At 37.9% G+C, this 11,894-nt stretch carries 10 protein-coding genes; 3 read left to right on the top strand and 7 right to left on the bottom strand.

Annotated elements, in window-relative coordinates:
- Positions 1–2: 2 nt before the first annotated feature.
- Both NGC85_RS06770 and alc read right to left on the bottom strand, forming a co-directional pair.
- Positions 3–533, bottom strand: coding sequence for an ureidoglycolate lyase (locus tag NGC85_RS06770; RefSeq protein WP_254805297.1), 531 nt, complete (start codon positions 531–533; stop codon positions 3–5).
- A 285-nt stretch (positions 534–818) separates the two neighbouring features.
- Entirely contained in the window at positions 819–1,823 is a 1,005-nt protein-coding gene (gene alc / locus NGC85_RS06765) for an allantoicase (protein ID WP_254805296.1), read from the bottom strand.
- 166 nt (positions 1,824–1,989) lie between these two features.
- Between alc and NGC85_RS06760 the strand changes: the two genes are divergently transcribed.
- Together NGC85_RS06760 and hpxO are read left to right on the top strand one after the other, a co-directional pair.
- Entirely contained in the window at positions 1,990–2,700 is a 711-nt protein-coding gene (locus NGC85_RS06760) for a FadR/GntR family transcriptional regulator (RefSeq protein WP_254805295.1), read from the top strand.
- A 219-nt stretch (positions 2,701–2,919) separates the two neighbouring features.
- Positions 2,920–4,077, top strand: coding sequence for an FAD-dependent urate hydroxylase HpxO (gene hpxO, locus NGC85_RS06755; RefSeq protein WP_254805294.1), 1,158 nt, complete (start codon positions 2,920–2,922; stop codon positions 4,075–4,077).
- A gap of 133 nt (positions 4,078–4,210) precedes the next feature.
- Here hpxO and NGC85_RS06750 read toward each other — a convergent pair whose 3' ends face one another.
- The 4 genes from NGC85_RS06750 to uraD form a co-directional block, all read right to left on the bottom strand.
- Complete coding sequence (locus NGC85_RS06750) at positions 4,211–5,506, bottom strand: OprD family outer membrane porin (protein WP_254805293.1); 1,296 nt, start codon at positions 5,504–5,506, stop codon at positions 4,211–4,213.
- A gap of 184 nt (positions 5,507–5,690) precedes the next feature.
- Positions 5,691–7,067 carry a nucleobase:cation symporter-2 family protein gene (locus NGC85_RS06745; RefSeq protein ID WP_254805292.1) on the bottom strand — a complete coding sequence of 459 codons (1,377 nt, stop codon included), beginning with the start codon at positions 7,065–7,067 and terminating at the stop codon, positions 5,691–5,693.
- Positions 7,068–7,110: 43 nt separating this feature from the next.
- Complete coding sequence (uraH, locus tag NGC85_RS06740) at positions 7,111–7,446, bottom strand: hydroxyisourate hydrolase (protein ID WP_254805291.1); 336 nt, start codon at positions 7,444–7,446, stop codon at positions 7,111–7,113.
- Positions 7,446–7,946 carry a 2-oxo-4-hydroxy-4-carboxy-5-ureidoimidazoline decarboxylase gene (gene uraD, locus NGC85_RS06735; protein ID WP_254805290.1) on the bottom strand — a complete coding sequence of 167 codons (501 nt, stop codon included), beginning with the start codon at positions 7,944–7,946 and terminating at the stop codon, positions 7,446–7,448. Before uraD ends, uraH begins: the two co-directional genes overlap by 1 nt.
- A gap of 330 nt (positions 7,947–8,276) precedes the next feature.
- Between uraD and NGC85_RS06730 the strand changes: the two genes are divergently transcribed.
- Positions 8,277–9,401 (top strand): linear amide C-N hydrolase, encoded by a 1,125-nt coding sequence (locus NGC85_RS06730; protein WP_254805289.1) that lies wholly within the window; start codon positions 8,277–8,279, stop codon positions 9,399–9,401.
- Positions 9,402–9,468: 67 nt separating this feature from the next.
- Here the strand turns inward: NGC85_RS06730 and NGC85_RS06725 are convergent, their stop codons facing one another.
- Positions 9,469–11,892: a glucose/quinate/shikimate family membrane-bound PQQ-dependent dehydrogenase gene (locus NGC85_RS06725; protein WP_254805288.1), complete on the bottom strand. Its 2,424-nt coding sequence runs from the start codon at positions 11,890–11,892 to the stop codon at positions 9,469–9,471.
- Positions 11,893–11,894 lie beyond the last annotated feature (2 nt).

Genomic DNA, 11,894 nt, shown 5'->3' with positions numbered 1-11,894 from the left:
AGTCAGAGATTAATAATCTCTGACCCTTTCTGTTCAATAATCCAATAAGATCGATCCAAAGGATGAACATCACAATTTTGTCCACCACCAATACGATCGACCACTAAAAAATCACTTTCAGCTTCCAATGTAATCAACGGATGATGCCAAACTCCTTGGTGATAGGTAACACCCTGCTTACCATTACTTAAAAAGGCATAAATTTGCTGTTCATTCGGTTGTTTTTGATCTAAAGGTAACGCCACGATAATAATAAATTTTTGCTGTTGTAATGGAATGAATGATTGCGAACCGTGAGGATGACGTTCAAGCATGTCTATTTTAAACGGAATCTGCGTTGCACATAAATTATGAAAAATACTCATCCCCACAGCAACATGATCACCAGTAATTTGAGCAACTGATAGTGCATGATAGCGCTGAGTTAAGCCTTGGTTAATCGAAAAAAAATCATGGTTTTCTTTTTCAATCACATCACCAAAAGCGGAAAAACTCTCTTGAGTTAAAGGCTGAATTTGGATGTTTTTTCTCATATATTGAACTTCACTTTATTTTAGCAGAATGAAACTTCGTAGATTGTTCTTCTCTAATCCAATGCATAATGAATATTTGCTATCGAGCTAGGCGGCATGGATGCCGCCCGTTAGGTTGTCTTGAGCTGCAACCCAAGCAGTACTTTGGTTTTGCTCAGGATGTGCCATCAGCCTAACGAAAGATTTTTGTTACTTTTGATCTTTCAAAAGTAAGCAAATACCAATTCAAACATGATCTTTTTTATCAAAACTTATATGACCTTGCTCATTACTGAAGAAACAATTTCATTCTGTGATTTTGCCCCACAAGCGAATCCGACTAATTCCACCATCTGGGATCATATTGACACGAATGTAGTTCACTTTTTGATGCTGCAAGATTTCAGCTATAAATGTGTGAATCGCGTCCATTGATAAAGGCTGCTGTTCTAATAAATAAGTCCAAAACATACTTTGAGGAATCAACTGTGCATCCGTAGCATCTTCAACATAAGCGGCTTGGATCGAACAAATTGCAGGAAAATTTCCTTTAAAATGTGCTGTATCAACTTCTATTTTTTCTACTTTCCCAGCTTGACCTAACGCAATAACGCACCAGTCAAAACCAGGTTCACGACGACGCTTGGTTTCCCAACCATCTCCCATATTGATGCCGCGATCTGGGCTAAGTAAGTTATTTGGATGCCCATAATGCGCATCACTAAATGCAACAATACGTCCACCATTTTTCAAACCAATCAGATCAATTTGTTGGGTTGAATCTATATTTTCCAGTAAAACATTGCCATAAACACGTAAACGCGCAACACCACCGTCAGGGAAAATATTAAGTCGAATGTGGCTGATTTTATGTGCTTCGCAATTATAAAAATGATGATGATCTGGAGACAAAACTGAATTTTCTAATAACGGAATCCATGTGATATTTTCCAGTTTATCATCAGGTGCATAACACCCTTCAATTGATGCAGAAGCAGGATAATTCCCTGTAAAAAAAGAAGTATCGAGGTCAAAGCCTGAGATTTTTCCAGTGACACCCAAACGCACAATACACCAATCGTACCCTGCTTCTCGCTTACGACGCGTTTCCCAGCCATCCATCCATTTGCCATGATCATCGAACTTGCCTTCAATGAATTTCGCAGGTTCTGGTTGTAACATTCTTTCCGCACTTGCAAAAAACTCATCAGAACACGACACAATGACTGCGCCAATACGAGCGTCAGCTAAATTGGTTAAACCCTGTAAGTTATCTGGCAAAGTCACTACTTTGGCAATATGCACCGTCATTGATCAATCCTAAAAAACATTTTCATATAGTTCATTCTATGCAAAATCCAGTCCAACTGGTCTGACCTGTTGTAAATAATTATCTATTTTTAGCTTTGAAGCAATTTAAATTTATGAATTTTGTGTAGAATCAAATTGTTCATTTTTATTTTCGGAAACGATGTTTATGAGTCCACAAGCAATGCTTAATGGAAAATCATCTCAGGTGACTGAGCAAGCTGTGGAAATTATTCATCAACGCATTCAACAAGGCAGTTATGCAATTGGTTCTGCATTACCCTCTCAACGTGATTTAGCGGCACAACTCGGTATAAGCCGTGCCTCTCTACGTGAAGCCCTGACTCGTCTTGCAGCCTTAGGTCTATTAGAAATCAAAGCAGGTAAAGGCGTTTATGTTATTTCACAACATAGTCAAGCGGCTGAACAATGGGATGGGGAACATCGAGTTTCATTAAAAGACTTTTATCAATTACGTTATGTACTTGAAGGCTTTTGTGCCCTACTTGCATGTGAATATTTAACTGATCAAGATAAAACAACATTGCAGCAACATTATGAAAATCTAGCACATGCAATCAAAGAACAGGACTGGCAAGCCGCTTCTGAATTTGACTATGCTTTTCATCAACATATCATTGAATTAAGTCACAATCAATCTATTATTCAAACACTTAAAATGCATACTGAATGGATTAAAAAGAGTCAAATTCTTCCATTTGTTCAACCAAATTTAGCATTCAAGACCATTCAAGAACATGATTTGATATTGCAAGCACTTTTCCAACAAGACGCACCTGCTGCTGAAAAAGCCATGCGTGTACATATTATTGGTGCTGCACAAAGAGCTGGTGTTTATTTTTCTCGACATGATAGCTAAAGGTACACAAATTAACTTTGAATATATCCAACCGATAAGATCAGCACAAGTTGCACCACTTTATTTCACCTTCTGAACAATGATATTGCGCCTCACCCTATCTTGCATTCTAATGATGCAAAACTACTGGTATGACCAGTAAAACCAGTTTATAAAATTGGCACAGTTCTCGCTTAAGACTTATTAGAAATTTATAGTTCTAAAATTAGGGTCTAAAAGATGAATATTGCGATTGTAGGTGCAGGTATGGGCGGTTTAACTGCTGGTATCGCTTTAAAAAAATTTGGGCATCAAGTCACGATTTATGAGCAAGCAGCTGAAATATTACCTGTAGGAGCAGCGATATCACTCTGGTCGAACGGCGTAAAATGCCTAAATTATCTTGGTTTGACTGAGCAAATTCAAACTTTAGGCGGTGAAATGGAATCATTAGCCTACATCGATGGTCTCAATGATCAAACCATGACTCAGTTTGATTTAACTCCTTTATATAAAGAAGTTGGACAACGTGCCTACCCTGTCGCACGTGCAGATTTACAACGACTTCTCATGGAAACGTTTGGTTTAGAAAATATTAAACTGGGTATGAAAATGACTGAGATTGAAGATCAGTCTGAATATGTCAATATTCATTTTGCCGATGGTTCCCAGATAAAAGCAGATCTATTGATTGGTGCAGATGGCACTCACTCTATCACGCGAAAGTTTGTACTCGACTATCAAGTCGAACGGCGCTATGCAGGTTATGTCAATTGGAATGGACTGGTTCAAATCGATGAAAAAATTGCACCAGCACAACAATGGACAACCTATGTCGGTGAAGGAAAACGTGTCTCACTTATGCCTGTAGCACAAAATCGTTTCTATTTCTTTTTCGATGTGCCTATAGAATCTGGTCTACCAAACCAACGTGAACAATATAAAGCTGAACTAAAAAAATATTTCAAAGACTGGTGTGCACCTGTACATCAACTGATTGATTGTTTAGATGAGCAAAAAACCAATCGCGTTGAAATTCATGATATTGAGCCTTTTATGAATTTTTATAAAGGTCGTGTCGTTTTACTTGGCGATGCAGCCCACAGTACCACCCCAGATATTGGACAAGGCGGTTGCCAAGCAATGGAGGATGCTATTTACTTGGCACGTGCTTTGCAGATAAATACTTTTGGGCTAAGTGATGCACTAGAACGATACCAAAACAAACGTAATGATCGAACCAAAGAAATGGTATTACGTGCTCGTAAGCGTTGTGATGTAACGCATATGAAAGATCAAAAAGTGACTGAAGAATGGTATCAATCACTCTATACAGAACAAGGTTCGCACATCATGCAAGGAATTATTAGTAATATTGTGGGAAATCCTTTAGATTAATAACATAAAGTTTTAACTCCCCCCTTCAATGGGGGCTTTTTTTTATTTGAATAATTTAATCAGGCAATCTTATAAAGCTGATAATAAAAAAGCCCATTTCATAGCTGAAATAGGCAGTTGGGATAAGCAGACTTTAAAACTTATAGCTCAATGTAAATCGATTTTGTAAAAAATCCTTCTCATATCGTGGAGAAGTTTGGATACCAAAGAAGTTACTCACACTAAATCCTTTTAAAGCGCCTGTAAAATTATAAATGCCAAAAACCATATACTCAGACTGATTACGACTCGCAAGATGATCGGCCTCTTTCAAATCCATAAACGAATATCGAGCACCAGCAATCACTTGATCAGTGAACTTCCCTTCCAAGGATGTCATAAAAGCATTTCCCGCACCTAAATCTTGCGTACTGGTAAAAAATGGCTGTGCAAAAATTTCACCTGAAGAAGTTTTAGTAGCGAATGGTGTTAATAAAGCACCATTTAGATAACTTTCGCTATCTGGTTTGATATAGTTATAGGCCACTTTCAAACTTGCTTTTGGCAAAACTTTAAACGCTGCCTGAACACCAAAAATTTGGCTATCTACTGCTCCAGCTAAAGCTTTACCTTGATCTTTACCCGAAATATATTGCATAGAAAACTCTGGCGAATAATTCAATTTTGGCAAAGACAAATCTGCTTGGATATAAATCAAACGTGTGTAATCATCATAGTCTTGATACCAAAACTGAGCTTTAAGCTTCTTATCTTCATCGATGTCAAAACTCTTACCTGCACCAACTGACCAAACACCATCTGATTGAATATTTGAGTTTTGACGTGTGGTTTTGGTAAATTCATCATCAGCATAACTTTTAAATTTATTGACTTTGGTTAAGCGTATAAAGTCAGTGTTATTTCCAATTTGGAGATCCGCAGCTTGATACAAAGCCATTAAAATACGCCTATCTGCATAATCCCCCATAAATGGTAAATTAAGACGCTGATTACCAACCGTCACCCGTGCGAAATCATTTTTCCAAGTCACATAGGCTTCCGCCAAGCCATCGCGATCTTCTTTTAACTCGGATACTTCATCATTTTTATTTTTCTCATCTAGACGACGTTGCAGATCATAACCAATAGCTGCTTGTACGCCGTAAAATGGCGCTGTTTCATATCTAATATAACCTCCAATGGAAACTGTATCTTGATTAAGATTATTGACAAAGTAACCATTATTCAAAGAATAATAAGCTGTTTTAACTGCACCATGTATCGCTCCACAACTCAGCATTTCCTGTACGGATTTAACTGAATTATCTTGCACTTTACAGTCTTGCCCTAAATTAAACAGACTATTCAAGCTCGTATCAGCAGCCCAAACTTGGCTCATGCTCCCCATTGCGATGAGCAGAGTTACAGATTTCAAAGTAAAATTTTTCATAATATTCCCCTAATGATTCATTTAAAAATCAACTCAACTCATTTTTAAGTTGTCAAAGCCCCAACCTTTGATTTTTTAAAATCAAAAGCTCCCCTAGACCTATTCAAAAATGAATAAGTAATTTTTTAATGGTTGATGTTTAAAACGTGTGATGGATTTGGAAAATCAAGCCACCGCAATATGGTTATGAGTGGCCAGAATTAACAGGTAATGTGGTTGTTTCTACAGACTTCTTAGTGAAAGGTAAATGATTAAATAAAATATTGAGCAAAATGGCAGTGATACATGCTGAGCTAATTCCAGAATGTAATAGCGTACTAACCCATTTTGGAAACTGTGCATAGAACTCATTGTTTGCAATCGGAATCATTCCAATTGCCAATGAGGTTGCAACAATAATCAGATTTTTATGATCGTTATAATCAACTTTTGCCAATGTGCGGATACCACTTGCGGCCACTGTGCCAAACAATACAATACCTGCCCCACCTAATACTGGCATTGGAATAGCAGCGACTAAACGCCCAACAATTGGTAATAACCCAAGTACTACCAGAATTCCTCCAGCAGTAGCTACAACAAAACGACTTTTGATTCCTGTAATTGCAACTAACCCCACATTTTGTGCAAATGCGGTTTGCATAAAGGAACCAAAAATTGGGGCAACTGCACTAGATAACATATCAGCGCGTAGACCGTCTCCAATTCGTTTAGAATCAACTTTGGTTCCAACAATTTCACCAATTGCAATAATATCTGCTGTAGTTTCAGTCATAATGACTAAAGTTACGATCACCATAGAAAGAATGGCAGTAAATTCAAACACTGGCATGCCGAAATGGAAGATATGAGGAAAAGCGAACACTGAACCATTAGCAACTTTGGAAAAATCTGCAAATCCAGCCAATGAAGCGATAATCGTACCTAAAGCAATCGCCATTAAAATCGCTAGACGTCGCATTAACTGACTTTTTAACATACTGAAAATAATGACAATCGCTAAAGTCATCGCAGCTAAACCAATGTTTGCTGTATCGCCCCAATTTTCAGCTTTTGGATTACCACCCATCATCCAACGAATCGCAACGGGCAATAAAGAAATTCCAATCATAGTAATCACACAACCAGTCACGACTGGTGGGAAAAAACGAATAATTTTTGAAAAGAATGGTGCGAGTAATAAACCAATCAATGAAGCAACGATGACTGCGCCAAACGCTGAAGCTAATCCTCCACCTGTGGTGACAATCGCCAAAATTGTTGCAACACCAGCAAAAGATACCCCTTGAACTATTGGCAACTTTGCTCCAAAGTGTTTAAAGCCCAAGGTCTGTAACATTGTTGCAATGCCCCCAACAAAGAGTGCCGCAGCAACCAAAAAACCTATTTCCGAGGCTTCTAAACCTGCGGCAGCACCAATAATGATGGGTGGTGCAATAATTCCACCATACATGGTCAGTACATGTTGCAGTCCATAAATAACATTTTTATTCATTCCTAAATATTGATGTTCTGCTGAAACGCTTGCACGAGCTTCGCTGTCTATTTTATCGTTGTGCATTTGATATTCCTCAATAAAAATTCATCATGAATATATTTTCTGTTTAACTGCCGCGATAGGTTGAATACGAAAATGGACTAATTAATAAGGGCACGTGATAGTGCTGATGGATATCTGATATTTTAAAATCGATACAAACCTTTGGATAAAAGCATTCAATACCTATAGATTTAAAATAATTCTCCACATAAAAAACTAGTTGATAATTTCCTTGTATAAATGAATCGAGATTAAATGCTTTAATACGACCATCTATATCAGTTAATTGTTTATCCATAGAAAAATAGCCTTGTGACGTTTCCTGTAATAATTCCACAGAGACCCCCACAGCAGGTTTACCTAATGAAGCATTTAGAATATGTGTACTTATACCTGCCATTATTGAATCTCCTGCTTTAAGCGAATTAATGCAATTTCACTGAGTTGTTGTTTGACTTCTTGCTGCTCTTGTTCATCTGAATTTTCTAAACGTCGGTTGAGTTCTGTTAACATTTCTGTACCTGAACGACCTGATGCCCGAATCAAAAAAATATGACCAAATTTGTGCTCATAAGCTAAATTGCCCTGAGACAGTGCTTGTTGAAGATCACTATTAGGATCTAGCAATGCTTGTTCATTTTGCGAAAATTTCTGCTCTTTAGCCGATAAAGCAATAGCTGCTTTTTTCTCCCCAATTCGCGGATGTAGCGCCAATGCTTGTGATATTTCTGACCACTTCCATGTTTGGGCTTGTAAGCTCGCCGTTTGATATAATTCTTCTGTCGAAATAAAAGGACGCTGTTGAAGAATAGTCTGAATCCAAGATTGAATATGAACACAGGATCTCAAAGCTTCTATCGCTTGCTCATCTTTTAAAAGATTGAATTGTTCCAAATTCATTTTTGCTCCAAATTGTTTCATTGTCAGACTGGTCTGACCAGATCGTATGTATTTAAGCAATGAACATGCCAATCTAGACATTTAGAATAAATTGGATTTTTAAAAAAAAGATAATATTAAAATATATTTATTCTAAACCTATTTATAAAATAATCTAAAGTAAATTATACGAACCGATTTTAATAATAATTTGACTATAAAAATATCATCTGCTAGTTTTTATATGCTCGATTAATCCTATATATTTAGAGCAAATATACATTAATATAAGATTAAATAATAATCGCCAATATTAATTAGTAAATATTCATAATTAAAAGAGAAAATAATATGTGTACTGAGTTTATTTTACCTCAAGCTACTGGTTATCGTATTTCAGGTCGTACAATGGATTTTGCTGCCACATTTACATGGCAATTAGCAGCAATTCCATTGGCAACTTCTTTGAAATCTATCGAGACCTTGCATAGTTCTACACCAGCTTATCACTGGCAAGCAAAATATGGTTTTATGGGCATTGGGATAAAAATGCCGCTAAATATACTCGATACTAAATTGTGTGATGCAATGAACACCGAAGGATTTTCTGCTGCCGCACTTTGGTTACCCCCTTCAATTTATCCAAAGCGGGCGAATGCACCACAAAATGCTAAGTTAATTTCTGCATTAGATATCTGTGGCTGGGCTGTGTCTAATTATGCTTCAGTTGAAACCTTAAAAAATGATTTATATGCCATTCAACAAGGCAAAGTTACATCTTTAGGTGAGATTTTATATTTTTGGGATCCCTTACAATTTTCAGAAAATAGTGAATTAAATAACAGCAATGAAGTCAAAAATTTAATTCCTATCCATTTTCAATTTCATGACAAAACTGGTGCAAGCTTAGTTCTTGAATTTAAAGATGGTGCATTATCGATTACCGATAATTCAGATATCGGCGTGATGACTAACACCCCATTTATTGACTGGCATCGTACCAATTTAGAAAATTATTTAAACCTAACCAATGTTGAAACCAACAGTAAAACCATTATTGGTATGAATGTAAATAAAGCAGGCAATGGCGGCGGTTCTATTGGCTTATCATCTTCGGCATTGCCTTCAGATCGCTTCTTGCGCACCACGATGGCATTGAACTACTCCATCCCTTGGCTCAATCAAAATACTAAACCTAGCAATACTGCTGCAATCGCTTATGCGATGAATGTCATTAAAGGAATATATGTTACTCAAGAGCAATGTATTGACCAAAGTGGCAATATTAAAGGGGATTATACCCAGTGGGAAATTGTTCGAGATCACAACAATCAAATCTTCTATATATCAACAACCGCTAGCTTAGGATTTTGGCAAGTTAATTTCTCTGACTTCCAACTTCAACAAAATGCTGAACCGCAATTTGTGGTGATTTCAGATGCGATTCAAATGCCTATTCTGAAAGCTTCAGCGTAATTCAATACGTAATAAAAAACCTGCAATAATTCAATTATTGCAGGTTTTCAAAGTGAATTTTAAACGCTTATTGCAAGCTGTACGCAATCACATAATCACCATGATCGGGAGATTGTCTTGCGCCACCCGCAGTAATCATCACATACTGTTTACCATTTTTTGGTGAAACATAACTGATCGGCGTACTTTGGCTACCGACTGGTAAACGAGATTTCCACAACTCTTTACCTGTTGATGAATCAAGTGCTCTTAAATAGTAGTCTTGAGTTGCAGCAAAGAAAACTAGACCACCTTGGGTTGCCATTGGTCCTCCAATCGTTGGCATCCCAATTGGTGCTTTAAGCCCCATTTTAATACCCATTGGTCCAGTATCTTCTACTGTTCCCATTGGTACTTGCCATGCAACTTGACGTGTTTTCATATCAATCGCAGTCATCGTACCGTACGGCGGTTTTTGACATGGGATATTAAACGCTGACCAAAAACGGTTCTTGTCTACTTTATATGGTGTGCCTTTCATTGGTACTGCACCCATACCTGTATTGACTTTTTCTCCACCGCTCGCTTCAAGCGCTAAATCTTCTGGCGTTTGTTCAATCAATCTAATCCATAAGCCTAAACGCATATCATTTACAAACATGTATTGATGGCTTGGATCAAATGCAATACTTCCCCAGTTCATTCCACCTAGAGAACCCGGAAAGCTGAGTGAAACATCCTTACCTGGTGCGGTAAATAAACCCTCATAACGCATTGATTTGAAGTTAATACGACACATCAATTGATCGAATGGTGTTGCACCCCACATATCTGATTCGGTTAAGGTTTGATTGCCAATTTGCGGCATTTCAACAGAACGAGGTTGTGTCGGACTGTATTGTTCACCTTTAATATCGGCAGGTTTTACAGGTTGCTCAATCACTTTTGTCAGTGGCTGACCGGTCAAACGATCCAGTACGAAGAATTGACCTGATTTTGTTCCAATCACAACCGCTGGCTTATTGGTTCCATCTTTCATTGGAAAATCAACAAGACTTGGTTGCATTGGTAAATCAAAATCCCATAAATCATTATGGACAGTTTGATAAACCCATTTTTCTTTACCTGTAGTTGCATCTAAAGCCAAAACAGATGAGTTGTATTTGTGATCGAGTGGCTGACGATTACCGCCCCAAACATCGACAGATGAACTTCCCATCGGTAAAAATACGGTATTCATTTGCGGATCATAAGACATGGCTGCCCATGAATTCGCAGAACTACGCTTATAGGTTTCACCGTCTTTAAGTACATAGTTTGGATCAGGATTACGTGGATCAAATGCCCAACGCAATTCACCTGTAATGATATCGTATGCACGAATTACACCACCTGGCATATCAGCAGCAAAATTATCTGCGATACGACTACCAATAACCAATACTGAACCAGCAACAGTTGGTGCAGAAGTAACTTCAAAACGTGGGGCTTTAGTACCCTCACCCAATCCTTTTAATAAATCAACTGTACCATCTACACCAAAGTCTTTACAGCGCTCACCTGTGTCGGCATTCACTGCAATCAAGCGTCCATCGGGTGTATTGGTATAAACGCGACGTAAACAAGAAGTATTTGTTGCAACCGCTTGTACGGGTGTTGCACCGACTAAGGTGGGTTGTTGTAATGCTTGAGTTGAGTCAAAGTATGCAACACCACGACAGCGTTCCCATGCATCCGCTTTAGAATTTATTTCTGCTTTCCAAAGTTGTTTACCTGAATCGGCTTCTAAAGCAAAAATATTATTGTGCGGGGTACATAAGAAAAGTTTATTGCCAACCTGCAATGGTGTCATTTGATCTTCAGCACCATTACCTGATCCTGTAGTGAAATCACCAGTACGGAAGCGCCAAACTTCTTTTAATTGATGTACATTGTCACGGGTAATTTGATCTAAAGCCGCGAAACGGCTACCACCAGCATCCTGTCCATAATGTTGCCAATTAGTTTGTTTCATGTCTGTTTTGACAGGAACTAATGGTAATTGCTCACCTGAAGCGGCAACAGTCGGATGTGGTACAAACATTTGATAAAAACCAAAGATCATACCCAATACAGTCAAACCACCCACTGCATAAGCTGGCATAGCTGATGTCGGTTGAAACTGATAATGACGTATCGCGGGTAAAGTCAGCATGAGAGCTGCAAACAAACCTGCTGGGAACATAAGTCGAGAAAATAAAGGCCAAAATTCCCAGCCAGCATCAATCAGCGACCAAATAATAGTTCCAATAAATACAACAGCGAAAATACTTACGCCTAAGGCTCTTTTCTTAAAAATAAAAAATGCAGCAACTAATGTTAAAAGTCCTGAGATCATGAAATACCATGATCCGCCCATTGTAACCAACTTCACACCACCAACTGTAAAAAACAGTCCTGTCAATAGCAAAGATAGTCCTAAAATAAAACACCATATTTTCAGTATGATATGTGAGCTTGTAGATTCAGACATAC

Origin of the sequence: Acinetobacter sp. Z1 (genome assembly GCF_024296945.1) — a bacterium.
In the GTDB taxonomy this organism is placed as follows: Bacteria; Pseudomonadota; Gammaproteobacteria; order Pseudomonadales; family Moraxellaceae; genus Acinetobacter; species Acinetobacter beijerinckii.
Note: the sequence above shows the minus strand (reverse complement) of the source record. Positions and strands in the feature narration are given on the sequence as shown.

What these genes read in the sequence shown, in the direction of transcription:
- NGC85_RS06770 (WP_254805297.1), bottom strand. Translation starts at nt 533, where the DNA reads ATGAGAAAAAACATCCAAATTCAGCCTTTAACTCAAGAGAGTTTTTCC.
- NGC85_RS06725 (WP_254805288.1), bottom strand. Translation starts at nt 11,892, where the DNA reads ATGTCTGAATCTACAAGCTCACATATCATACTGAAAATATGGTGTTTT.
- NGC85_RS06750 (WP_254805293.1), bottom strand. Translation starts at nt 5,506, where the DNA reads ATGAAAAATTTTACTTTGAAATCTGTAACTCTGCTCATCGCAATGGGG.
- hpxO (WP_254805294.1), top strand. Translation starts at nt 2,920, where the DNA reads ATGAATATTGCGATTGTAGGTGCAGGTATGGGCGGTTTAACTGCTGGT.
- alc (WP_254805296.1), bottom strand. Translation starts at nt 1,823, where the DNA reads ATGACGGTGCATATTGCCAAAGTAGTGACTTTGCCAGATAACTTACAG.
- uraH (WP_254805291.1), bottom strand. Translation starts at nt 7,446, where the DNA reads ATGGCAGGTATAAGTACACATATTCTAAATGCTTCATTAGGTAAACCT.
- NGC85_RS06745 (WP_254805292.1), bottom strand. Translation starts at nt 7,067, where the DNA reads ATGCACAACGATAAAATAGACAGCGAAGCTCGTGCAAGCGTTTCAGCA.
- NGC85_RS06730 (WP_254805289.1), top strand. Translation starts at nt 8,277, where the DNA reads ATGTGTACTGAGTTTATTTTACCTCAAGCTACTGGTTATCGTATTTCA.
- uraD (WP_254805290.1), bottom strand. Translation starts at nt 7,946, where the DNA reads ATGAATTTGGAACAATTCAATCTTTTAAAAGATGAGCAAGCGATAGAA.
- NGC85_RS06760 (WP_254805295.1), top strand. Translation starts at nt 1,990, where the DNA reads ATGAGTCCACAAGCAATGCTTAATGGAAAATCATCTCAGGTGACTGAG.